Below are 23,509 nucleotides of genomic sequence, written 5' to 3'. Positions count from 1 at the left end.
ATCGCCCCTTCCGTCGCGCCCCGGGCCCCGGGTCGATCCCGGGGCGCCCGCAGGGCCGGCGGCGCCCCCCACGGGAGGCGGGGGGCGCCGAGGCACGGGCGGAGACGGCTTCGGGGCGGGCGCAGGCGGGCTCAGTCGAAGGCGTAGCGGAACTCGCCCCCCGCCACGTCGAGGGCGATGCGGGAGACGGCGCGCCCCTCCATCAGCCGGGTCAGCACCTCGGTCGAGATCTCCGGCAGCAGGGTGTTGGTCACGATCGCGTCGATCATCCGCCCGCCGCTCTCCAGCTCCCGGCAGCGGGAGACGATGGTCTCGACCACCGCCCCGGTCCACTCCAGCGGCGCGCCCCAGGCCTCGGCGACCCGGGCGCGGACGCGCTCCAGCTGCAGGGCCGTGATGGCCGAGATCATCTCGGGCGACAGCGGATAATAGGGGATCGTCACCAGCCGCCCCAGCAGGGCCGCGGGGAAGACCTTCAGCAGCGGATCGCGCAGGGCCGAGGCGATGGCCTCGGGCTCCGGCGTCAGCTCGGGGTCGGCGCAGAGGTCCATGACCAGCTCCGAGCCGACGTTGGAGGTCAGCAGGATCAGCGTGTTGCGGAAGTCGATGCGCCGGCCCTCGCCGTCCTCCATCACGCCCTTGTCGAAGACCTGGAAGAAGATCTCGTGGACGTCGGGGTGGGCTTTCTCGACCTCGTCCAGCAGGACGACCGAGTAGGGGCGGCGGCGCACCGCCTCGGTCAGCACGCCCCCCTCGCCATAGCCGACGTAGCCGGGCGGCGAGCCCTTCAGGGAGGAGACCGTATGCGCCTCCTGATACTCGCTCATGTTGATGGCGATGACGTTCTGCTCGCCGCCGTAGAGGGTCTCGGCCAGCGCCAGCGCCGTCTCGGTCTTGCCCACGCCCGAGGAGCCCGCCAGCAGGAACACCCCCACGGGCTTCGAGGGATTGTCGAGCCGCGCGCGCGACGAGCGCACCCGGCGCGCGATCATCTCCATCGCGTGGTCCTGCCCGATCACCCGGCGGGAGAGATGGGCCGACAGGTTCAGCACCGTCGCGATCTCGTCCTTCATCATCCGCCCCACCGGGATGCCGGTCCAGTCGGCGACCACCGCGCCCACCGCCTGGGCGTCCACGATGGGCAGCATCAGCGGGGTCTCGCCCTGCAGGGCCGCGAGCTCGGCCTGCGCCGCGCGCAGCTCGCCCAGCGCGGCGTCGCGCCCGGGGTCGCCGGGCGCCGCGGGCGCGTCCACCGCGCAGCCCTCGCGACGCAGGCGGGCGCGCAGCTCGAGGATGCGCTCGACCGAGGCGCGCTCGGCCTGCCAGCGGGTGTCCAGCGCCTCCAGCGCGGCGCGCGCCTCGGCGAGGCGGCTCTCGGCGGCGGCGCGGCGGGGGGCGACCTCGAGGCCCGCGGTCTCGTCGCGGGCGATGATCTCGAGCTCGGTCTCCATCAGCTCGATGCGGCGGCGGGCGTCGTCGACCTCGGCCGGCACGGCGTGCAGGCTGATCGCGACGCGGGCGCAGGCGGTGTCGAGCACGCCCACCGCCTTGTCGGGCAGCTGGCGGGCGGGGATGTAGCGGGCCGAGAGCTTCACCGCCGCCTCCAGCGCCTCGTCGAGGATCTGCACCCCGTGGTGACGCTCCAGCATCGCGGCCGAGCCGCGCATCATGGCGACGGCCTTCGCCTCGTCGGGTTCCGCCACCTGCACGACCTGGAAGCGGCGGGTGAGGGCGGGGTCCTTCTCGATATGCTTCTTGTATTCGGCCCAGGTGGTGGCGCCGACCGTGCGCAGGGTTCCCCGCGCCAGCGCCGGCTTCAGCAGGTTGGCCGCGTCCCCCGTGCCGGCCGCGCCGCCGGCGCCGACCAGCGTGTGGGTCTCGTCCACGAAGAGCACCACGGGCGCGGCGCTCGCCTGCACCTCCTCGATGACCGAGCGCAGGCGCTCCTCGAACTCGCCCTTCATCGACGCCCCGGCCTGCAGCAGGCCCACGTCGAGCGCCAGCAGGCGCGCCTCGCGCAGGGAGGGCGGCACGTCCCCGCGGGCGATGCGCAGGGCGAGGCCCTCGACCACCGCGGTCTTGCCCACCCCGGCCTCGCCGGTGAGGATCGGGTTGTTCTGGCGCCGGCGCATCAGCACGTCGATCACCTGCCGGATCTCGTCGTCGCGCCCGATGATCGGGTCGATCTCCCCCGCCCGCGCCTTCGCGGTCAGGTCGGTGCAGAAGCGGGCCAGCGCCTCGTCCCCCCGCCCGCGCGGGGCGAGCGCGCCGGACGCCTCGCCCGGCTGGGCGGGGGCGGAGACGGCGTCCTGCCCCTCCTCCGGCGACCCGGCCGTCAGTTCCGCGAAGCGCTCGGAGAGGTCGTCGGCCTTCAGCCGCGCGAGCTCCGGCGAGAGGCTGGCGAGCACGTTGCGCAGCCCCGGCGTCTTCAGCATCCCCAGCAGCAGGTGGCCGGTGCGGATGCGCCGCGCGTCCATCGCGAGCGAGGCGTAGACCCAGGCCCGCTCCACCGCCTCCTCGACATGGGCCGAGAGGTCGGAGATCGAACTCGCCCCCCGCGGCAGCCCGTCGAGCGCGCGCACCAGCTCGGCCGAGATCCGGCCGGGGTCCAGCTCGCCCCCCCGCACGATGCGGTGCAGGTCGCTGTCGGGCGCCGACAGGATCTGGTGGAGCCAGTGCGCCAGCTCCACGTAGGGGTTGCCCCGCATCTTGCAGAACACGGTGGCGCTCTCGATGGTCTGGAAGGCCAGCTTGTCGAGCTTGCCGAACAGGGCGACGCGGCTGATGGCGGTCATCACGGGGCCTCTCTGAGGGAGGGCGACGGCGCGCCCAGGTGCAGGTCGTCGGCATCCCGCGCAGGGCGCCGGCCGATCCAGGTGGTCATGCCCAGGCGCACGCCGCCGCCCAGCACGGGCGGGGGCGCCTCTTCCCGGCGCAGGACCAGGTTCACGTCCCAGTCCAGCGCCTCGCCCGCGAAGTTGCGCACCACCGCGGCGAGACGCTTGAGGCTCTCGCCCCCGGGCAGCAGGCGCTCGTAGTCGGGCAGCGACAGGGGGCCGATGCGGATGCGGAACTTCGCCTCCCGCGACCAGACCTTGCCGCCGAGATTGGCGTCCCGCCCCAGCGTGGCGGCGCCCAGCCGGCCGCGGTCGTGAGGCTCGAGGTGCAGCCAGTCGCCCACGAAGCTCTCGATCTCCACCGGCGCGCCGAAGAAACGCGACAGCGCCGCCTTCAGCCCGCTCTCGGAGCGGGGCGCGGCGGCGAGCAGGCCCGCGAAATGGCGCTTGGCGAGGTCCGGCATCGCGTCGCGGTCCACGAAGCCCGCGCCCGCGTGCCCCGCCAGCGCCGCCACCTTGTCCCCGAACGGATCGTCGTCCGCCCGGTCGAAGGAGGGCGCCGGCTGCCCCGAGGCCCAGGCCCGGTAGAGCAGCGACAGCATCCGGTGGTGGAACACGTCGGCGAAGGCCGTGAAGGTCGGGTCGCGGTGGTTGCGCAGCCGGTCGCGCGCGTGCTCGGTCAGGTGCAGGGGCAGCGGGCCCTGGGGGCCGAAGAGGCCGAAGAACCGCTGGGTCAGCCGGTCCGGCGCGCCGTCCCGCCCCGCCTCGAACCCCTCGACGGTCGAGGGGGGGAAGGCGAGCTCCGCCTCCTGGCGCAGGCGCACCGGGTCCTGCGCGGGGCGGGTCGAGCGCCCCAGCCGCGGCCGCTCGGGGTGGGCGGCCTCGATCAGGCGCAGGGCCTGGTAGACGTGATGGGCGTGCGGGGCCGCCTGCAGGGCGCTCAGGCGCGTCACAGCAGGACCCTGCGGCCGCTCCTCGGCTTCCATCGGGCGATCTCCCCGCGTTGCTGGGACTGGACGACGGTCTCGGTGAAGCTGTTGAGGGAGACGTACTTGGCGAAGAACGCCTCCAGCACGGCGCCGAGCAGGTAGCACCCGGCGCCCTCGAAGGCGCTCTCGTCGAAGCCCACCCGGATCTCGAGGCCCCGCACGGCGGTCGAGAGCACGTCCCCGGCCATGCGCCGCACGATCGGACGCGAGGAGACCGACGTCAGCCCCTCGAGCTGCTTGGCCGTCGCCTGCCCGCCGATGGCGCCGTAGAGGCCCAGCATCTCGCGCAGCGCCGCCGCCCCCTCCCCCCGGTCGCCGTCGGCGATGGAGAGGTAGTTGAGCGAGAGATGGCTCACCAGCTGCCAGGCCTGCTTGCCCTGCGCGAGGCTGGGGTGGGGGCGCGTGGGCGGCACGATGGCCCGGACCGCGGCGATGGGCCCGCCGTCGGGGGGGAAGAAGTCGGTCTCCCCCGCCCCGGTGGCGGTCAGCAGCGGCAGGTCGCGGTTGGTGCAGAGCGCGGTGACGGCGAGCTGCTTGACGTCCCCCCGCCACGGCGCCTGCGCCCGGTCCGAGAGGCTGAGCCACAGGTCCGAGCCGAGGTAGGAGGTCCGCACCCCCTTCAGCCGCTGCTTCTCGGAGCGCTGCCGCAGCCGGCGGCGCTGCGCGTAATAGGCCTGGTGGGTCTCGCCTGCGGGGGTGAAGTCGTCGGCGCTGTAGAAGGGGCGGAAGGGCACGTCCTCCTCCCCGTCGCCGGCGATGCCCGCCACGCTCTCCAGCCGGTAGATCTCGTAGTCCAGCGGCGCGGTGCGGTCGACGACGACGGCGTGCTCGACCTCGGTCGAGGCGACGTGCACCCGGTCGCAGCGCTTCTCGAAGAGGTTCACGGCCGGGACGGCGTGCAGCTCGAAGCTCGCGGCCGAGAGGGACTTCAGCGCCGGCGCCCCGTCGGAGAGCAGGATGTAGAGGTCGACCTCCCCCCCCTCCGCCCGGCGGATCGCGGGGGCGAGGCCGCCCAGTTCCACGAAGAAGAACCGCTGCGGCATGGCGAAGTATTCCTGCAGCAGGCGGTAGCCCTCGAAGCTCTGGCCCGGCGAGGGCAGCAGCGCCTCCTCCGGCGCGAAGCCGCGCGGACGGATCGCGTCGCCCAGCGGCATGGCCCAGTCCGCCCGCCGGTCGGTGGAGCGGCCGGCGAGCCCCAGCCCCCGGGCGATCAGCGCCTCGTAGAGCCGCCAGGGCTCGGTCGCGGCGCCCGAGAGGAACAGGGTCAGCGACTCCAGCGGCAGGTCCGCGACGGGCGCGCCGTCGGTCCGCCGCAGGCGCAGGCGCACGGCGGCGCGCGCGTCGGCATGCCAGGCGACCCCGGCCGCCACCAGGTCGGAGCGCGCCTCGACGTATTCCGCCTCCGCCACCTCCAGCGGCCACAGCGTCGCGTCCTGGGAGGTGGTGAAGCGGCAGGCGGTCTGCTCGCCCTCCAGCACATGGCCGCGCAGGGTGGTGCCGCGGGGCACGCGGTAGCCGGCCTCGAGCCCGCCCTGCGCCGGGTCGGGCACGAAGCGCGCGACGGTCATCGAGGGGATCGGCGCCAGGAAATGCGGGTAGACGATCTCCAGCAGGTTCTGGGTGAACTGGGGGAACTGCAGGTCGAGCTCGAGCTGCACGCGGGCCGACAGGAACGCGAACCCCTCCAGCAGGCGCTCGACATAGGGGTCGAGCACCTCCATCGGCAGGATGCCCAGGCGCGAGGCGATCTTGGGATAGGCCTCGGCGAACTCGGCCCCCATCTCGCGGATGAAGCCCAGCTCGCTCTCGTAGTGGGTCAGCAGACGGGTATCCATGGCCTCACCCCTGCCGGCTGATCTTGAGATGGCCGGTGGTCACGTCCAGCGCGGTGCGCAGGTAGAGGTCGATGGGCACCGGCTCGGCCCAGAGCTCGCCGCGGATGTCGAAGGAGATCAGGGCGCCGGCCCCCACCTTCTCCTGCCGCAGGATCACGTCGAGCGTCTCGGGCAGGATCCGCGGCTCGAAGGTCTCGATGGCCTTGCGGATCGAGCGCTGGATCTCCAGCGCCCGGCCCACGGTGGCGGTGGCGCCGGTCAGCTCCCGGATGCCGTAGTTCAGGGTCGAGGCGGCGGCGTGGGGGGCGTGCTCGTAGTCGCGCTCGCTCTCGGAATTCGAGGTGTTCAGCAGCCACTCCAGGTCGCGCAGGATGATCTGGCGCAGGCGGGCGAGGTCGATGACCCGGGCCGAGGCGCTCTCCTTGCGCTCGCCCGGCGCGTCGTCGGTCAGGCGGTCGAGCAGCGAGGGCTGCAGCCGCTCCATCAGCATCCGGTCAGCCATGGGCGGCGGCCTCCGCCGGCTGGTCGAGCGACAGGGCCCGCAGGTCCATCAGCGCGTGCTCGGCCGCGTCGGTGACCAGCAGCCGCTGGCCGAGGCCGCAGACCACGCGCTCGCCGTCCATGACCCAGTCGGTGGCGCCCGCCAGCCGATGCGCGGGCGCGGGCGTCGCGCCCGGCGCAGGGGCGTAGCGGGTGGGGACCAGCCCCACCGTCTCCCCGCCCGCGGCCCAGGTGACGGAGACGGGCGTCCACACCCGGTCGCGCAGGTCCGCCGGCGGCTCCGCCCGCAGCGCGGCGAGGGCGGAGAACGGGGCCCACAGATAGCGCCCGTCCACCACGATCTCGAGCACGGGGCCGAGGCGCGGATCGGCGTCGGCGATCCACGCGAAGGGGGCGCCCTGGGCGGCGCCGGGGGTGGCGGGGGCGGCCTCGAAGGCCTGGGCGCGCAGGGCGTCGGCGGCGGCGGCCTCGCCGGCGGCGTCGCGGCGCAGCGCCTCGACCAGCCAGGCGGTCCAGGGCGCGGGCTCGCCGACCACCACCGGGGTGCGGCGGCCGGCGAAGACCTCCTCTCGCCAGAGCTCGCAGGCGATGGCCTCGCGGTAGGCGCGCGCCATGGTCTCGGCCTCGGGATCGAGCGTGGCGCAGGTCCTGAGCTGGACCAGCGCGCGCCGCCACTCGCCGCGCAGGCACAGGAGCTGGAACAGGAACACCCGCAGGCGCGCGTCGCCGGGGGCGCGGCGCACGTCGGCCGTCAGCTCGGCCAGAGCGCCGTCGAGGTCGCCGCCCTTCAGGCGGTCTTCGGCCGGGGTCGCCATGATGCGCTCCTGTCGGAAGAGAGAGGGGGGCGCGGCGGGCGCCGCGCGCCTGTTCGGAAGAGAGAGGGGGGCGCGGCGGGCGCCGCGCGCCTGTTCGGAAGAGAGAGGGGGGCGCGGCGGGCGCCGCGCCCCGGGGGGGAGAGGGATCAGACGTCGTAGACGGCCGAGTTCTTCACCCGGCTCCACTTCACCTCGCCCTGGCCGCCCATGGCCTTCTTCATCTTGCCGTCGGCGCCCTGGCGGAAATACTCCACCTTCATCGCGCCGTACTGGAAGGTCAGGTCCTCCTCGCAGACGTCGTCGCCGTCGGCGCCGGACCAGCTCATGTCCTGGACCATCATCAGCTTGAAGTGGAACTTCATGAAGGTGGCCCCGGAGGCGCCCGCGGCCCCGCCCGAGCGGCGCAGCTCTATGATCGCCTCGGTCAGGTGCTTGCCCTCGCACAGCGCGTGGAACAGGCCGCAGGAGGCGGTGTCGGTCTTCTTCTTGACCTTGAACTCCTTGAACGTCGCCTTGCCGGCGGCGCCGCCCTCGGTGTCCGAGCCGATGTCGATCGTGTTCTCGGCCCCGAACTCGAAGGACTTTATGGCGAAGGCATGCTTGGCCTGCATCGCCTGGTCCTGGACTTCGCCCACGATGCTGGCCTGCATCGGGAAGTACATGAATGCGTCGAACGCCATGGGAGGGGTCCTTTCAACAGAGACGCTTCAGGGGGGGAGGAGGAGGGGCGCCGGGGCGGAGGATCCGCCCCCGCGCGGTCAGCCGGCGCTGCGCTGCGAGGGCAGCTTCGACACCAGCCTGAGCGACACCGACAGCCCTTCGAGCTGGTAGTGCGGGCGGAGGAAGAACTTCGACGTGTAGTAGCCGGGGTTGCCCTCGACCTCCTCGACCACGACCTCGGCGGCGGCGAGCGGCTGGGCCGCCTTCACCTCCTCGGGCGAGGTCTCGGCGTTGAAGTCCACGTAGTTGTTGATCCAGTCCTGCAGCCAGGTCTGCATGTCCTCGCGCTCCTTGAAGGAGCCGACCTTGTCGCGGACGATGCACTTCAGGTAGTGGGCGAAGCGGCAGGTGGCGAAGAGGTAGGGCAGACGCGCGGCCAGGTTGGCGTTGGCGGTCGCGTCCGGGTCGTCGTATTCGGCCGGCTTCTGCAGAGACTGCGCCCCGATGAAGGCCGCGAGGTCCGAGTTCTTGCGGTGCACCAGCGGCATCAGCCCGTTCTTGGCGAGCTCCGCCTCGCGCCGGTCCGAGATCGCGATCTCGGTCGGGCACTTCATGTCCACGCCGCCGTCGTCGGTGGGGAAGGTGTGGGTGGGCAGGCCGTCCACGGCCCCGCCCGACTCCACGCCCCGGATCCGCGTGCACCAGCCGTATTCCTTGAAGCTGCGCGTCACGTTGCGGGCCATGCCGTAGCAGGCGTTGATCCAGCAGTATTTCTCGGAACCCGCGCCCTCGACGTCCTCCTCGAAGGCGAATTCCTCCACCGGCTCGGTCTTCTCGCCATAGGGCAGGCGGCCGAGGAAGCGGGGCATGGCGAGGCCGAGATAGCGCGCGTCCTCGCTCTCGCGCAGGCTGCGCCAGGCGGCGTATTCCGGGGTCTGGAAGATCTTGGTCAGGTCGCGGGGATTGGCGAGCTCGGACCAGCTCTCCATCTGCATCAGCGATGGGTCGGCCCCGGTCAGGAACGGCGCGTGGGCCGCCGCCGCCACCTTGGACATCTCCCCCAGGATCTCGACGTCGCGCGGGGAGTGGTCGAAGTGGTAGTCGCCCACCAGGCACCCGTAGGGCTCGCCCCCGAACTGGCCGTATTCCTCTTCATAGAGCTTCTTGAAGATCGGCGACTGGTCCCAGGCCGCGCCCTTGAATTTCTTGAGGGTCTTGGAGAGATCCTTCTTCGAGATGTTCAGGACCCGGATCTTGAGCTTCTCGTCCGTCTCGGTGTTGGTCACCAGGAAATGCAGGCCGCGCCAGGCGCTTTCCAGCTTCTGGAAGTCGGCGTGGTGGATCACGACGTTCACCTGCTCGGTGATCTTGCGGTCCAGCTCGGCGATGATCCCCTCGATCGAGCGCAGCGCGTCGTCGGAGATCAGGGTCTGGTTGGCCAGCGCCTGCTCGGCGAGCGTCCTCACCGCCTCTTCGACGGCGGAGCGGGCCTGCTCGGACTGGGGCCGGAACTCCTTGCGGAGCAGGGAGGCGAATTCGGACGAGCCGAAGATCGTGGCGGCCTCTCCCTGGGCGGCCTGGCTCTGCAACTCGGTCATGGCCTATTCCTCGGTCTGCTGGGCAGGAGCGGCCGCGAGGGCCTCGAGCAGCGAAGGATCGTTGATGATCTTCGCCACCAGGTCCTCGGCGCCTGCCTTTCCGTCCATGTAAGTGGCCAGGTTCGCGAGCCGGGTTCGCGCCTCGAGCAGTTTTTTCAGCGGCTCGACCTGGGCGGCCACGGCGGCGGGCGAGAAGTCGTCCATGCTCTGGAAGGTCAGGTCGACGGGCAGGTTCCCCTCCCCCGTCAGGGTGTTGGGGACCGAGAAGGCCGCGCGCGGCTTCATCGACTTCATCCGGTCGTCGAAATTGTCGATGTCGATTTCGAGGAACTTGCGGTCGGCGACGGCGGGCTGCGGCTCGGCCGACTTGCCCGCGAGGTCCGACATCACCCCCATCACGAAGGGGAGCTGCACGGTCTTCTGCGCGCCGTAGAGCTCGACGTCGTACTCGATCTGCACGCGGGGGGCCCGGTTGCGGGCGACGAACTTCTGGCTGCTGGCCATGGGGCGGCCTCCTTCAGGGTTGCAGCGAGGGGAAAGTCGACAGCTGTCGACTCGGCTTCAGCGGGAGCGGCTCAGTCCTCGTAGTCGGCGTAGGCCTCGGCCTCCCCGGAGATCCCGCCGACGAGCGAGACGTTCTCCAGCCCCAGCGGGGCGAGGTCGCGGATCACGGTCAGGAAGTCGGCGGAGACCAGCCGGCGCGCCCGCTTCAGGATCAGGGGCAGCGGGCTCGAGGGCTCCTTGCGGGCGTAGTAGTCGCAGATGCGGTCGAGGGCGGCGACGACGTCCTGCGGCGTCTCGATCGCGCCGGGGCGCGCGGGCGCGGCGACGGCCGCAGGCGCCGCGGCGGGCGCGGGGACGGCGCCGGGCGCAGGCGCGGACGCGGCCTCGGGCGCCTCGGCCCCGGGCGCCGCGGCGCGCCGGGGGATGCGGCGGGCGATGTCGTGGGCGAGCTTCTGCAGCGGCGCGAGGTCCGGGCCCATCGCGCCCAGCCGGTCGTCGAAGATCGCCGCGATGCGCTTGACGTGCCCCAGGATCGCGTCCGCGGTCTCGGCCGTGGCGGCGAGCCTCTCGTCGGGCGTGTCCTGGAAGGCGGCGTGGATCGCCTGCGGGTCGGGGGCGATCTCGCCCTCCGCCGGGGCGATCTCGCCCTCCGCCAGCTCGATGTCGCGCAGGGCGTAGCGGCCGAAGTTGCGGCTCTCGGTCAGCGGCGCCTGGCGCAGCGCGCGCAGCACCCCGCCCCGGTCCGCGAGCCCCAACACCGCGTTCACCCGCATCGTGGGGTCGTCGTCGTCCTCGGCGTCGAGCTGGGGGTGGACGCTGTCCCAGTAGCCCTCGAGGCAGCCCTCGATATAGGCGAGCGTGCGGGCGAAGGCGGCGAGCCCCTCGGTGCGCAGCCCGGCCTCGGCCAGCCGCACCGCCACCCGCAGGTCGCGCGAGCGGCCCAGCAGCGCCAGCGCCTGGCGCGCCACCTCCTCGTAGTCGGGGTCTTCGGCGGCGAGGACCGAGTCGCCGATCACCCGCTCCTCGACCGGTTGGGAGGCGATCTCCAGCTCGGTCCAGGCGGCGTCGTATTCGAGGTTCTCGCCGCTCGGCGCGTCGTCGCCGAAGCTCTGCAGCAGGGGGTCGAGGTCGAACATGGCCGGGGCTCCGGATCTGGGGTCAGCCCGCGTCCCGCAGGAAGCGGGCGCGGTCGGTTGCGTCGGGAATGGCGTCGGCGAGCGCCTCGGTCAGCGCGCGGGACGAGGCGGCGCGGGCCGCCTTGCGCCTGACCATCACCAGGGCGATGGGGCCGACATGGGGGCGCAGCAGGTCCGCGAGCCGCGCCAGCTCCTCGGGCGGGATCGCGGCCGCGGCGGCGGCGGGGGTCGCGGGCGGAGCGGCGGCGTCGGCGAGCAGGCGCAGCATGGATTCGCGCATCGACTGCGCCTCGCCCGCGGCCGAGAGCTCGGAGAGCACGGCCGCGATCATCTGCTCGGCGTCCGCGGCGCCGGCGGCGGCTCGGCGGGCGATGATCCGGCCCATCGGGCCCATCCGTGCCACCAGCTGCCGCTCCACCTCCAGCATCGTGTGCGACGAGAGCCGGCCCAGCATCGTGCCCTCGGGGCCCCGGCCCGGGCGGCGGCGGGGGGCGAAGGTGTCCGAGAGGCCCGCGCGGTCGGCGGCGGGCAGCGCGCCCGCCAGCGCCTCGGCGAGGGCGGCCGCGTCGGGAAAGCGGTCGTCGGGATCGACGCTGAGCGCCTTGAGGATCGCGCGGTCCAGCGCCTCGGCCCCCTCGGGCGGGGTCTCGAGCCAGGAGGTCGGCGGGGCCACGTCGCCCTTGCGCACGGCGGCGAACAGCGCCTCGACGCCCCCGCCCTGGTAGGGCTTGCGGCCGGCGACCAGCTCGTAGGCCAGCACCCCGCAGGCGTAGACGTCGGCGCGCGGGTCGACGTCGCCGCCCGCGAACTGCTCGGGCGCCATGTAGGAGGGGGTGCCCACCATCCCCGCCCCGGTCGCGTCCATCGCGGTCAGGCGGGCGATGCCGAAGTCGGTCAGCTTCACGCCGCCGCCCTCGGTCAGCATCACGTTGGCGGGCTTGAGGTCGCGGTGCACGATCCCCGCCCGGTGGATGCAGTCGAGCCCCGCCAGCACCTGGCGCAGGATCGCGTGGATCTCCGCCAGGGTCAGCGGCGGCCGGGCGGCGAGCCGGTCCTCGAGCGTGGTCGAGCGGACCTTCTCCATCACCAGGTAGGGGATCCGCCCCTCCTGCAGGAAGTCGAAGACCGTCACCAGGTTGGGATGCAGGGCGCGGCCGGCGGCGCGCGCCTCGCGGGCGAAGCGGGCCAGCCACTCCTGCCCTCCGGCGGCCTCGATCAGGTGCGGGTGGACGGTCTTGATGGCGACCGGGCGCTCGATGTCGGGGTCGTGGCCCTCGTAGACCACGCCCATCGCGCCCTCGCCCAGGACCCCGTCCACCCGGTACTTGCCGATGAAGCGCCGGCCGCCCGGGACGATGACCGTGGCGTCAGTCATCGATCATCCTCATCGCGCTTTCCAGCGAGCGCCGCATGCGGTTGAAGGAGGCCGACAGCGAGCTGATCTCGTCCTTTCCGGGCTTGGCGTATTCGGGCGTGTCGAAATCGCCCATCGAGACCTTCTCGGCCACGTCCGACATGCGCCGCACCGGGAACACCACGATCCGCGTCAGCAGCACGTTGGTGACGATCAGGACCAGCAGGAACGCCGCCGAGACGGCCGCGATCAGCACGCCCACGGTCTCCTTCGCGCGTTCGTCGATCAGGGTCATCGGGGCGGAGATGATCTGGGCGCCGATGGTCTCGCCCAATTGCCAGCCGAAGCCGTGGTCGGGTCCGTAGAGGTCGACCATCGCCGGCGGCGCGGCCTCGGGGGTCGAGTGGCAGTTCAGGCAGCCGGGGTTCCCGACCTTCAGCGGGAAGGCGATGGTGTAGTAGCGGCCGTCCTCCTTCTCGAGCATCGTCTCGATCTGGCCCAGCCCGTCTTCGGAGCGGAAGCGCTCGATCAGGGTGGTCTCGAAGGCGTCGGCCTTGTTGGCGGGGTTGGTCGGGTTGAGCGCGGCCTCCTTGTAGAAATACTCCGGAAAGTCCTTGCGGAAGGTCGCGAAGACGCTGGTGGCCGCATAGGCGGTCACGGACTGCGGAAGAAACAGGATGTCGTTGTCGTCCGACAGCAGCGGATCGATGCTGTTGACCGTGTAACTGCGCACGGCGAGCGCGTTGGCGCGAAGCAGACGGATCTGTTGTGCCACCTCTTCCATCGCCGATTTCTGGACGACCCAGTAGGACAACGCCGCGGCGGCCCCAATACCCAGCGCACAGGCCAGAGTAATTACCAGATTGAACTTGAAGCGGAGCCGCATGTCACTTATACCTTCTTTCAGCCGGTGGGGTTCGTCGAAGGGCCTCGCGACTCCACCGCTTGGCCGCTGCAGGTCGCTCCCTCTGTGTTCCGGCGAAGACCGGAAAGGTTCGGCCCCCGCGCCGGACGAGCCGAGAAAGGAGCCGACGATGTTCAGGCGAATGCTGTTTTCGATGGTGGGGGCGGCGCTGTGCGCCCTGCCCGCCGCCGCGCCCGCGTGGGCGCAGTCCGACCGCGTGGTGGCGCTGGTCGTGTCCGTGGGCGACGGCGGCGCGCGCGCCGACGCGATCCAGGCGCAGCTGCAGGTGATCGGGGCCGAGACGCTGCGCGCGGCCGACCCCAACAACGCCGAGCTGCGCTCGATCCTCAAGCGCTTCACCGGCGAGGCCGCGGCGAGCCGCGCGGCCTTCGTCTACCTCGACGCCCCCGCCGTCACCTTCGAGGGGCGGGAGTTCGTGACGCCGGCGGGCGCCACGCTGGGGCGGTCCACCGACCTCTTCACCCAGGGCATCCCGCTGCTGGCCTTCGCGCGCGCCGCCGCCCAGGCCGAACAGGGCGGCGCGGTGGTCGCGGCCGTCGGCCGCCCCCCCGCCGACCTCCCCGCGGGCGTGAGCGCGCTGGAGGGCGCGCCGGCCCCCACGCCGGGCTCGAGCCCGGTGCTGGTCGCGCCCTACGGCCGCTCGGACGCGGTGGTGCAGGTGATCTCGGCCGTGACGCGCGACGAGGTGATCGAGGTCGGCGCGATGCTGCGCCGGATGCAGGCGGGCGAGGGCGTGAGCCTCTCGGCCTCGCCGGCGGCGCCGATCTACCTGCGCGCCCCGGCCGCCGAGGCGACCGAGGTCGCCGCCATCCAGGTCGAGGCGCCCGAGGCCGACGCCTCGCCCGAGACGCTGGAGGAGCTGGAGCTGCTGGAGCAGTCGCTGTCGCGCGCCGCCAAGCGCGCCATCCAGCGGGAGCTGCGCGACAAGGGCCTCTACCAGGGGCTGGTCGACGGGATCTTCGGGCCCCAGACCCGCGGCGCCATCACCGCCTTCCAGCAGGCGCGGACCGAGGACGCCACCGGCGTGCTGACCCGCCGCCAGATGCTGGACCTGCGCGCCGGCGGCTGAGCCGCGCCGCGTCGCGCCGGCCCCGGAACGCGGAAAGGGGACCTCCCGGGCGGGAGGTCCCCTTTCTCGTGCCGGTCAGGGCGCCGGCGTCAGCCGAGCACGCCCTCGCGCCGCAGGCCCGCGATCTCCTCGGCCGGCAGGCCCAGAAGCTCGGTCAGGACCGCGTCGGTATGCTCGCCCAGCGTGGGGGCGGGGCTGCGGATCGGGGTGCGCACGCCGTCGAAGGACCACGGGTTCAGCGGATGCGGCTTGCGGCCGACATGGGCGCGCTCGATCTCCACCCAGAAGCCGCGGGCCGCGAGCAGCGGGTCGTCGAGCAGGTCGGCCGAGCGCACCGTGGGCGCCGCCGCGACGCCGGCGCCGCGCAGGGCGTCGGCGGCCGCCTGCGGCTCCAGCCCGGCGGTGAAGGCGGCGAGGGCGGCCTCGATCTCGTCCTCGATCGCCCGGCGGCCCTCGGGGGCGGCGAGGGCGGGGTCCGCGGCCCAGTCCTCGCGCCCCAGCAGGCGGGCGAGCGGGGGCCAGGCGTCGGGCTCGGTCACCGCGGCGGCGATCCAGCGGTCCTCGCCCGCGCAGGGGAAGACGCCGTGGGGGACGTGGACGGGGTGGCGGCGGCCGAGACGCTCGGGCGGGGCGCCGGTCATCGCCTGGGTGATCGGCCCGTGGATGCCGAACTGCATCAGCCCCTCGACCTGGGCGAGGTCGACGCGCTGGCCCTCGCCGGTGCGGCGGCGATGAAACAGCGCCACCAGCAGGGCGGCGGCGGCGTGCATCCCCCCCGCCGCGTCGCCGTAGGCGATGTGGCACATGGCGGGCGGATCCTCGGGCCGGCCGGTCAGCTGGGGCAGGCCCGAGGACTGCTCCACCGTCGAGCCGTAGGCGCGGTAGGCCGACCACGGCCCCTCGGCCCCGAAGCCGGGCATCGAGAGCATGATGATCGAGGGGTTGACCGCCTTCAGCGCCTCGTAGGTCAGGCCGAGCTTGGCCATGACCCCGGTCGCCTGGTTCTCGATGACCGCGTCGCAGGTCTGCGCGATCTTCAGGGCCAGGGCGCGGCCCTCGGGCCGGGTCAGGTCGATCGCCACGCCGCGCTTGTTGCGGTTGTTGTAGTTGTAGTTGGGCGACTTCTCGTGGGTCTGGTCCGCGTCGGCCTTGCCGCCGAGGTCCCAGCCCCGCCACCAGTCGAAATGGCCGGGCCCTTCGATCTTGACGACCTCCGCGCCCTCGTCGGCGAGGTAGCGCGAGGCGAGCGGGCCGGCCCAGCCCATGGTCAGGTCGAGGATGCGCACGCCGCGCAGGGCGAGGGGACGGGCGCTCATGCCGCCATCTCCGGCGCGTGCAGGACGCCCTGCTCGGCCAGCGCCTCGATCTCGGCGGCGGTCAGGTGCAGACGGTATTTCAGGATCTCTCTCCCGTGCTCGCCCAGCCGCGGGGCGCGGCCGCCGCGGGCCACGGGGGTGGCGGCGAATTTCCAGGGGATCGCCGGCGCCTCGAAGGCCGGCGCGTCGGGATGCTCGTAGCGCCCGAAGGCCTCGCGGGCGCGCAGGTGGTCGAGGGTGGCGAGCTCGGCCATCGTGGGCACCATGGCGGTGGGCACGCGGGCCTTCTGCCCCTCGTGGAACCAGTGGGCGGCGGTCCGGGTCTTCAGGCGGGGGACCAGCTCGGCGTAGAGCGCGTCGATGTTGTCGAAGCGCCCGAAGGAGGTGTTGAAGCGCGGGTCGTCGGCGAGCTCCGGCGCCCCGACCAGCCCGCACATGGCGCGCCACTGCATCGGCGTCACGCAGGTCACGCCGACCCAGCCGTCGGCGCAGGGGAAGATGGTCTGCGGCGCGATCGGCGGGAACAGGTTCACGCCCTTGCGGCTGCGCGGCGGCACGCCGTCGTAGGCGAAGCGGACGGCGCCGGATTCGGCGTAGGCCGCCTGCGCCTCGACCAGCGAGACGTCGACCCGCGCGCCCCCGTCGCCCTGCGCCCGGCCGGTCAGCGCGGTCATCGCGGCGACGAAGCCCACCAGCCCGCCGTTGATCTGGGACTGGTGGCCGCCGGGAACCAGCGGCGGGCCCTCGGCGGGCCCGATGGGGTAGAGGAAGGCGGCGGCGGCCATCGCCACCGCGTCGGTGCCGCGCCAGTCCCGCCCCGGCCCCTCGCGCCCGAACCAGCTGAGCGAGACCACGGCCGCGTCGGGGGCGGCGGCCGCGAGGCCGAGCGCCTCGGCGGCCGCGGGGGGCAGCGCCTCGATCACCAGGTCGGCGTCGCGGGCGAGCGCGCGCACGATCTCGGCCCCGCGGGGCCGCGCGTAGTCGAGCGAGAGGCTGCGCTTGCCGGCGTCGAGGAACATCTGCATCCCCGAGCCCTCGGGCCGCGCCACGCCCTCGGCGAAGGGCGGCAGCCGGCGCACGGGATCGCCGCCGGGGGGCTCGATGCGCAGCACGTCCGCGCCGCAGGCGGCGAAGAGCGCGCCGCAATAGGCCGCCGCGACCTCGCCGCCGAGGTCGATGACCCGGACGCCCGCGAGCGCCCCCTGCCCTGCCGTGTCCGCCATGGCTCAGGCCCCTCCGCGGGGACGGGGGGCCGGGACGGATCGGGGCTGCGCGGGGTCTCTCAAGGGGGTTCCTCCGGGGTGCGCCCGCCGCGCTGGGTCGGCGGATCGTTGACGAAGGCCCGGCCCGCGCCGCGTTCCGCGCCGCCCCGCCGACCTCCTGACAGTTGTCAGGGACGCTAGGTTCGCAACCCGCCCCTGTCAACATCCCTCGACCGGCCGACAGGCAGACTCCGGTGGGCGGACGCGCGGCCGCGGCCCTGCCCGGCGGCGGCCCGCCCATGACGCAAGGTCATCGCAAGGCATTTACCCGACTCGTCATCGGGCGCACTGTCCGGGTCGGGCGTGGCCAGAAACCTGAGGAAAAACACGCCCGAGGTCTGGGAGGAGCCCGCCATGAACCTGAGACCCGATCCCACGTTCCACGCCACCCCGAAGCTCGCCATGCAGGCCCCGGCGGAGACGCTGGCCTTCACGCTGATGCTCAGCCCCGACGCCTCGCAGCCCGACGGGCTCGCGGTGGTCGACGTCGATCCCGCCTCGAAGAGCTACGGCAGGATCGTCCATCAGCTCCTGATGCCCCACAAGGGCGACGAGTTTCACCATTTCGGCTGGAACGCCTGCTCCTCCTCGCTGTCGCCGCTCAGCGGGCACGCGTTCCTCGAGCGGCGCTACCTGATCGTGCCGGGCATCCGCTCCTCGCGCATCTACGTGATCGACGTGAAGGAGCCGCTGAAGGCGAAGATCCACAAGATCATCGAACCCGAGGAGGTCTTCGCCCGGACCGGCTACTCGCGCCCCCACACCATCCACTGCGGACCGGAAGGCATCTACGTCAGCACGCTGGGCGGCGGCGGCCCGGAGGGGACCGACGGCCCCCCGGGCATCTTCATCATGGACTGCGAGAGCTTCGAGATCCTCGGCCGCTACGAGATGGACCGCGGGCAGCAGGAGAAGCATTACGACTTCTGGTGGAACCTGCCGCGCGATTACATGGTCAACTCGGAATGGGGGCTGCCGCCGCAGTTCGAGAACGGGCTGGTCCCCGAGGACCTGCTGTCGAACAAGTACGGCCACAGGATCCATTTCTGGAACCTGCGCCAGCGGCGCAACGTGCAGACCCTGGACCTGGGCGCCAACCACCAGATGGCGCTCGAGATCCGGCCCGCCCACGATCCGGCAAAGGACCACGGCTTCGTCGGCGTGGTGGTGGACACCACCAACCTGCAGGGCGCGATCTTCACCTGGCGGCGCAAGGCGGACGGCGAATTCGAGGCGGTCAAGACCATCGCCATCGACCCCCAGCCCGCCGACCCCGCGGACCTGCCCGAGCTGCTGAAGGGCTTCGGCGCGGTGCCGCCGCTGGTCACCGACATCGACCTCAGCCTCGACGACCGCTTCCTCTACGTCTCCTGCTGGGGCACGGGGGAGATGCGCCAGTACGACGTCTCGGACCCGATGAAGCCGAAGCTGACCGGCACGGTCGAGATCGGGGGGATCGTCAAGCGCAAGGCGCATCCCAACGGCAAGGCCTTCGGCTACGGCCCGCAGATGGTCGAGGTCAGCCGGGACGGCAGGCGGGTCTACTGGACCAACTCGCTCTATTCGACCTGGGACGACCAGTTCTACCCGGGCGACCGGGGGGGCGCGATGGTCATGGCCCATGCCGGCGCGGACGGCGGGCTGACGCTGGCCGAGGATTTCTGGGTCGAGTTCCCCAAGGGCTACCGCAGCCACCAGATCCGCCTTGAAGGGGGCGACTGCTCGACCGACAGCTTCTGCTATCCCTCGGTCTGAGGCGTGGAGACGGGCGGCGCGGCGACGGGCCTGTGGGGGGCCGTCGTCGCCTCGGGGGTCTATCACGGGGTCAACCCGGGCATGGGCTGGCCGCTGGCGGTCTCCGCCGCGCTGATGGAGCGCCGGCCGGGGGCGCTGTGGCGCGCGATCGGGGCGCTGGCGGCGGGGCACCTGGCGGCGATGGCCGCGATCCTGGCGCCCTTCGCCGCGCTGCTGGTCCTGGTGGAGCGCCAGCGCGAGATCCGGATCGGCGCGGCCTGCCTGGTGATCGGGCTGGGGCTGTGGCTGGTCGCGAACCGGCGCCACCCGCGCTTCCTCGCGCGGGTGGCGCCGGCGCGGCTGGCGCTGTGGTCCTTCCTGGCGGCGACGGCGCACGGGGCGGGCCTGATGCTGGTCCCCATCTACCTCGGCCTGTGCCAGGTCTCGCAGAACGATGCGGGCCACGCGGCGGCCTCGACCCTGATGGCGGGCGACGCCGGCGTCGCCCTCGCGGTGGCGACGGCGCACACGCTCGCCATGACGCTCGCCGGCGGGGCGCTGGCGGTCGGGGTGCACCGCTGGCTCGGCCTGCGGTTCCTCTCGAAGGGCTGGTTCAACCTGGACCTGGTCTGGGCCCTCAGCCTCGTGCTGGTGGGATCGGTCTCGCTCGCCGCGGCGCTGTGAGCCTCGCGGCCCGGGCGGTGGCCGCGATCCGGCCGGCGCCGGTCACGGCGTCCGCCGGCGCCCGTCTGCTCGATCTTCCCCGCGAAGCGCGCGGCCGCCTCCCGGTCCCTCCCGTCGAGCGGCGACGGCGGGGCGACCGGCGCGAGGAAGACCGGCCCGATGCGGGGCGGCCGCCTCCCTCCCGCGGGACGCATCCCCGCGCCCTCACCGTCCGTTCACCTGCCCTTGGGTTAGGCTTCCTGCGCGCGCCCGCAGCCGGCGCGGGCCGGGGGAGGCAGGCATGACGCCGGATCAGATCTTCGCCTTCGTCGTCGCCCTGATGTCGGCCCAGCCGGCGGAGGAGGCGTTCCCGGGCCTCGCTTCGGGGGGGCACGACCCGCGCTATCCGGTGACCCTCGCGCCCTGCCTGCGGCCGCTCGATCCCTGGGAGATCGAGGGCAGGACGATCGTCTGCGGGCGCGTGGACGTGCCCGCGGACCACGCGGCGCCCGAGGGGCGGCGGATCGCGCTCGGCTTCGCCATCCTGCGGGCGCGCAGCCTCTCGCCCGCGCCCGACCCGCTGGTGTTCCTGCAGGGCGGACCGGGCGCGGACGTCGTCAGCCAGATGCAGACCTGGGCCGTCGCCTTCGCCGACTGGCGCCAGCGGCGCGACGTGATCGTCTTCGACCAGCGCGGCAACGGCGTCTCGGACGCGCTGACCGCCTGCCGGGGCGCCACCTCGGGCCATTTCGCCGAGATCGCGGGGGCGCCGCCCGCCACGGGCGCGCAGCCGGTCTCGCCCGACGCGCTGCTCGTCGAATGCCGCGCCGAGATCGCGGACCGCGGCGAGGAGATCGCGCTGATCAACACCGCGCAGAACGCGGGCGACGTCGCGGCCCTGGTCTCGGCGCTCGGCTTCGCGCAGGGCTGGAACCTCTACGGCGGCTCCTACGGCACCAAGCTGGGGCTGGAGGTGATGCGCCAGGACCCGCCGGGGCTGCGCGCGGCGATCCTCGACGGGGTGGCCCCGCCGATGGTGCGCCTCTACGACGAGCTCGCGGGCCCGCCCGACGAGGCGGCCGCCGCGATCTTCGACCAGTGCGCCGGCGACCCCGCCTGCGCCGCGGCCTATCCCGACCTCGAGGCGCGCTTCAACGCGCTGATGGAAAAGCTCGCGGCCGCGCCGATCCCCGGCGCCCGCGGCCGCCCGCCGGCGACGCCCGAGTTGGTGGCGACCCTGATCAAGGCCCGCAACAAGCCGGGCGTCCTGACCGGCGTCACCGCCTGGCTCCCGAAGATGATCGTCGAGCTGGAGGCGGGCGAGACCGCGACGCTGGACGCGATCATCGACGACGAGATCCCCCCGCCCGCCCCCACGGCCGCGGAGGTCGTCGCCGCGGCCCCGATCGGGCTGACCGAGGACCAGAAGGCGCTGGCCGAGGCGATCCTGCACATGGCCGAGCAGCAGAAGGCCTCCACCGCCGCGATGCGCGCGGCGCTGGTGCGGCTGGGCGAGGACGCGTCCCTGTTGGCCACGCCCGAGGACCTGCCCGAGGCCTTCGAGCGGGCGATGCTTCGCGCGGCGCAGCGGATGACCCGGGACGAGACGCTGGCGCTGCTCGACGGCTACGCCGCCCTGCGCGTCGGGCCGCAACGGCGGGGCGCGCTGCTCGACTTCGTCGCCGCGCATTTCGCGGGCGACCTGCGCCTGCGCCTGTCGCGGCTGGTGCAGGCGATGACCCCCGCGGACGTGACGCAGACCTTCGCGCGGCTGGAGCGCGACGCGCGCCCCTACGAGGCCGAGCTGCTCTTCGGCTTCCACCTGATGGTCTACGCCTGCCAGGAGGACCTGCCCTGGAACGGCCCCGAGACGGCGAAGGCGTTCCAGCAGACGCTGCGCATCCCCGTGATGGGGGCGGGCGCCGACGCCCAGCTCGAGAGCCTCTACGGACAATGCGCCGCCCTCTTCGAGCCGGCCCCGAGGCCGGGCTTCCACGCGCCGGTGCGCTCCTCGGTCCCCACGCTGCTGCTCAACGGGCTGATGGACGTGCAGACGAGCTGGAAATGGGGGGCGCTGGCCGCCGAGACGCTGGACCACGCCACCAACCTGGCGTTCCCCGAGACGGGCCACGGCACGCTGCTTTATCATGCCTGTTCGCGCGACATCGGCGTGGCCTTCATCGAGAACCCGCAGGCCCCGGTGGAGGCGGGATGCATCGACGACCTGGCGGTGAAATGGGTGCTGCCCGACGGGACCCGCAGCGCCGGCTCCCCCTGGCCCGTGCGCCATCGCTGAGCCCGCCCCCCGCCCCGAGACCGATCCGCGGCCGCGCCGCCCGGCGGGCGGCCCGGTCCACCGCCCGCTGCGAGGAAAGCGATGCTCCCACCGGCCGACGACACGCGCACCCGGTTCGGCGGCTCCGGCCGGGAGATCGTCTTCGAGGACGTCGCGCGCTTCGCGCGCCTCGATCCGGCGGGGCGGCCGGTCGCCAGCTTTTTGCCGCTCGACGACATGGGCGTCTTCCCGGTGCGCAGCGCCGGCCATGACGTCGCGCTGTCCGAGAAGACCCGCACCGCCTTCATCGCCCCCCTGACCGGCGAGATCCGGGTCGAGGGCGAAGGCTCCCGCGCGGCGGGGACGCCCGGGCGCTCGGGCACGTCGCCCTGCCCGGCCTCGCCGCCTGCGCCGAGGCCACGCGCCGCGCGCGCGATCCGGCGCCGGGGGGCGGCGCGCCGGTCCTGCACCGGCACGACGACGGCGCGATCACCGTGCTCTGCGACGACGGCTGCGCGGGCGCCTACGACCGCCACGGGCGACGGCGACGGCTCCAGCGGCCGCCCCCCCGGCCAGGTCGAGCGCGCCGACCGGGCCGCGCAGAGCAACTGGCGAGCCGCCGGTCCCCGGCGCCTCGTCGTCCGGCCGCCCCGGCCGGGAACCGTCGCGGCCGCCCCTCGCAGGGTCCGCGACGGTCCGCAGATCGCCCCTGGCCCGCTCCGGCGGCCCGTTCGAGAGGAGACTTCAGATGACCCCCGGCGTTCTTCACCGCGCCGCCGCCCTGGCGCTCGCCGCCGCGACGGCCGCGGCCGCCTCCGCCCCGGCCCGCGCCGCCGAGCCCGTGGCCGAGGCCGACATGCTGCGCTGGTGCCAGGGCGAGGCCGCGGCCCGCTTCGACGTCAGCCCCCAGTCGATCAGGATGGGCGACCTCGACCCGACCGACAACGACGGCCGCCTGGCCCACGGCCGCTACAGGATCGGCGACGCGAAGGCGGTGAAGTTCCTCTGCCGCTACAGCCCCAAAGGGGTGTTCCGCTGGGTGCGCACCGAGGACGAGCAGGCGGCGATCGCCGAGAACCGCAAGCAGTCGACCAAGGCCAACGGCGGCGCCACGCCCCGCCAGGTCCGCGCCTGCAACGCGGTCGAGGACCGCTACGGCGAGGTGGTCGAGACCACGCCCCTCAAGCCCGGCGCCTTCGAGCTGATCCTCCAGTACGACGACGGCCGCTACGTCTGCGACGTGGAGGAGAACGGCAAGGTCACCTTCTTCGAGAAGCTCCGCTGACGGCGGAGGCCGGGGCGCGAGGCGTCGCCCCCGGCGCCGCGATCCGCGAAGGCCGCCGCCCGGCTCCGCGCGAAGCCGCGCGCCGCAGCCATGGAGGCTGTCGGCGTCGGGTTCGCGGACGAAGGCGGCGTCGAACCCGGCCGCGTGAAACGCGTCGACCATCGCGGCGGAGGTCGCCGCGAAGCCGACAAGGACCGCGCGGGGCGCGGCCCGCCCCTGCCGCCGCCAGAAGAACAGCCGCCCGTTCGCGCCGAACCCCTTCAGGTCGGGATCGCCCGACGGGCCGTTCCCGCCGTCGCAGTCCCGCCGCGCTTCGATGCCGAGAACCGGCGGCGCCCGCGTGGCGATGGTGCAGGGGGCGCCCCCCGGGGATCGGCTCGCGGCGGTCTGCGAGCCGATGGTCGACCTGATCCCGGCCGGCTCCAGGACGACGACCGCCGGCGAGCGCACGCTGCGCCACGACCCGGCGGCGCATCTCGTGATGTCCATCGACCTGCCCGCGGCGGGCGCCGTCCATGCCTCCGCGAGCGGCGCGCCCTGCAGGCGGCGACCGCCCTCGGCCCGCTGCAGCGCCGGAAGCGCGTCCGGCTGCTCCGCGCCCGGTCGATGCTGATCGCGGGCGAGGGCGACGCCACGGCCGTGGCCTTCCGCGTCGGCCATCAGAGCGCCACGCGGTTCAGCCGCGAATACGCCCGCCAGCTCGGATCGCCGCCGTCGCGCGACGCCCTGCGGCTGTGGCGCCCCTGATCGC

The 23,509-nt window shown here is 73.5% G+C and carries 20 protein-coding genes; 7 read left to right on the top strand and 13 right to left on the bottom strand.

The genetic code is table 11. The annotated features are described in order from the left end of the window. Positions 1–131 precede the first annotated feature (131 nt). The 11 genes from tssH to BM064_RS04285 form a co-directional block, all read right to left on the bottom strand. Entirely contained in the window at positions 132–2,795 is a 2,664-nt protein-coding gene (tssH, locus tag BM064_RS04335) for a type VI secretion system ATPase TssH (protein ID WP_092858232.1), read from the bottom strand. Continuing rightward, a complete protein-coding gene (gene tssG, locus BM064_RS04330) occupies positions 2,795–3,823 on the bottom strand; it encodes a type VI secretion system baseplate subunit TssG (RefSeq protein WP_092858230.1) in 1,029 nt (342 codons plus the stop codon). Before tssG ends, tssH begins: the two co-directional genes overlap by 1 nt. Continuing rightward, on the bottom strand, positions 3,787–5,661 hold the full coding sequence (gene tssF, locus BM064_RS04325; RefSeq protein WP_092858228.1) for a type VI secretion system baseplate subunit TssF: 1,875 nt from the start codon (positions 5,659–5,661) through the stop codon (positions 3,787–3,789). The genes tssG and tssF overlap by 37 nt, the downstream gene beginning before the upstream one ends. A gap of 4 nt (positions 5,662–5,665) precedes the next feature. Then, positions 5,666–6,163: a type VI secretion system baseplate subunit TssE gene (tssE, locus tag BM064_RS04320; RefSeq protein ID WP_092858226.1), complete on the bottom strand. Its 498-nt coding sequence runs from the start codon at positions 6,161–6,163 to the stop codon at positions 5,666–5,668. Next, the gene (locus tag BM064_RS04315) at positions 6,156–6,977 is read right to left on the bottom strand and encodes a type VI secretion system accessory protein TagJ (RefSeq protein WP_092858224.1); all 822 of its coding nucleotides are present in this window, start codon (positions 6,975–6,977) and stop codon (positions 6,156–6,158) included. The genes tssE and BM064_RS04315 overlap by 8 nt, the downstream gene beginning before the upstream one ends. Before the next feature lie 146 nt (positions 6,978–7,123). Then, positions 7,124–7,657 carry an Hcp family type VI secretion system effector gene (locus BM064_RS04310; protein WP_092858222.1) on the bottom strand — a complete coding sequence of 178 codons (534 nt, stop codon included), beginning with the start codon at positions 7,655–7,657 and terminating at the stop codon, positions 7,124–7,126. A 78-nt stretch (positions 7,658–7,735) separates the two neighbouring features. Then, complete coding sequence (gene tssC, locus BM064_RS04305; RefSeq protein ID WP_092858220.1) at positions 7,736–9,235, bottom strand: type VI secretion system contractile sheath large subunit; 1,500 nt, start codon at positions 9,233–9,235, stop codon at positions 7,736–7,738. 3 nt (positions 9,236–9,238) lie between these two features. Then, the gene (gene tssB, locus BM064_RS04300) at positions 9,239–9,739 is read right to left on the bottom strand and encodes a type VI secretion system contractile sheath small subunit (protein ID WP_092858218.1); all 501 of its coding nucleotides are present in this window, start codon (positions 9,737–9,739) and stop codon (positions 9,239–9,241) included. Positions 9,740–9,810: 71 nt separating this feature from the next. Next, positions 9,811–10,875 carry a type VI secretion system protein TssA gene (gene tssA / locus BM064_RS04295; RefSeq protein ID WP_092858216.1) on the bottom strand — a complete coding sequence of 355 codons (1,065 nt, stop codon included), beginning with the start codon at positions 10,873–10,875 and terminating at the stop codon, positions 9,811–9,813. A gap of 22 nt (positions 10,876–10,897) precedes the next feature. After that, entirely contained in the window at positions 10,898–12,250 is a 1,353-nt protein-coding gene (locus tag BM064_RS04290) for a serine/threonine-protein kinase (protein ID WP_092858214.1), read from the bottom strand. Further along, entirely contained in the window at positions 12,243–13,115 is an 873-nt protein-coding gene (locus tag BM064_RS04285; RefSeq protein ID WP_092858212.1) for a c-type heme family protein, read from the bottom strand. The genes BM064_RS04290 and BM064_RS04285 overlap by 8 nt, the downstream gene beginning before the upstream one ends. A 148-nt stretch (positions 13,116–13,263) precedes the next feature. Between BM064_RS04285 and BM064_RS04280 the strand changes: the two genes are divergently transcribed. Beyond that, positions 13,264–14,223 (top strand): peptidoglycan-binding domain-containing protein, encoded by a 960-nt coding sequence (locus BM064_RS04280; RefSeq protein ID WP_143103254.1) that lies wholly within the window; start codon positions 13,264–13,266, stop codon positions 14,221–14,223. Between the two features lie 89 nt (positions 14,224–14,312). Here the strand turns inward: BM064_RS04280 and BM064_RS04275 are convergent, their stop codons facing one another. After that, positions 14,313–15,539, bottom strand: a complete 1,227-nt coding sequence (locus tag BM064_RS04275) for a CaiB/BaiF CoA transferase family protein (protein ID WP_092858208.1) — start codon at positions 15,537–15,539, stop codon at positions 14,313–14,315. After that, positions 15,536–16,762 (bottom strand): CaiB/BaiF CoA transferase family protein, encoded by a 1,227-nt coding sequence (locus tag BM064_RS04270; protein ID WP_092858206.1) that lies wholly within the window; start codon positions 16,760–16,762, stop codon positions 15,536–15,538. Before BM064_RS04270 ends, BM064_RS04275 begins: the two co-directional genes overlap by 4 nt. A gap of 393 nt (positions 16,763–17,155) precedes the next feature. Between BM064_RS04270 and BM064_RS04265 the strand changes: the two genes are divergently transcribed. The 6 genes from BM064_RS04265 to BM064_RS28485 all read left to right on the top strand — a co-directional run bounded on the left by BM064_RS04265 (position 17,156) and on the right by BM064_RS28485 (position 23,505). Further along, complete coding sequence (locus BM064_RS04265) at positions 17,156–18,556, top strand: selenium-binding protein SBP56-related protein (RefSeq protein WP_092858204.1); 1,401 nt, start codon at positions 17,156–17,158, stop codon at positions 18,554–18,556. Between the two features lie 81 nt (positions 18,557–18,637). Then, positions 18,638–19,219, top strand: coding sequence for a hypothetical protein (locus tag BM064_RS04260; RefSeq protein ID WP_245779067.1), 582 nt, complete (start codon positions 18,638–18,640; stop codon positions 19,217–19,219). Positions 19,220–19,499: 280 nt separating this feature from the next. Further along, positions 19,500–21,494, top strand: coding sequence for an alpha/beta hydrolase (locus tag BM064_RS04255; protein WP_092858200.1), 1,995 nt, complete (start codon positions 19,500–19,502; stop codon positions 21,492–21,494). A 727-nt stretch (positions 21,495–22,221) separates the two neighbouring features. Further along, complete coding sequence (locus BM064_RS04250; RefSeq protein ID WP_092858198.1) at positions 22,222–22,758, top strand: hypothetical protein; 537 nt, start codon at positions 22,222–22,224, stop codon at positions 22,756–22,758. A 316-nt stretch (positions 22,759–23,074) separates the two neighbouring features. Then, on the top strand, positions 23,075–23,371 hold the full coding sequence (locus BM064_RS28490) for an AraC family transcriptional regulator N-terminal domain-containing protein (protein ID WP_425426145.1): 297 nt from the start codon (positions 23,075–23,077) through the stop codon (positions 23,369–23,371). Then, positions 23,296–23,505, top strand: a complete 210-nt coding sequence (locus BM064_RS28485; RefSeq protein WP_425426144.1) for a helix-turn-helix domain-containing protein — start codon at positions 23,296–23,298, stop codon at positions 23,503–23,505. The genes BM064_RS28490 and BM064_RS28485 overlap by 76 nt, the downstream gene beginning before the upstream one ends. Positions 23,506–23,509: the final 4 nt, after the last annotated feature.

This window comes from Albimonas pacifica, assembly GCF_900113695.1.
Taxonomy (GTDB): Bacteria; Pseudomonadota; Alphaproteobacteria; order Rhodobacterales; family Rhodobacteraceae; genus Albimonas; species Albimonas pacifica.
The sequence above is the reverse complement of the archived record's forward strand: the minus strand, read 5'-3'. Positions and strand labels throughout refer to the sequence as shown.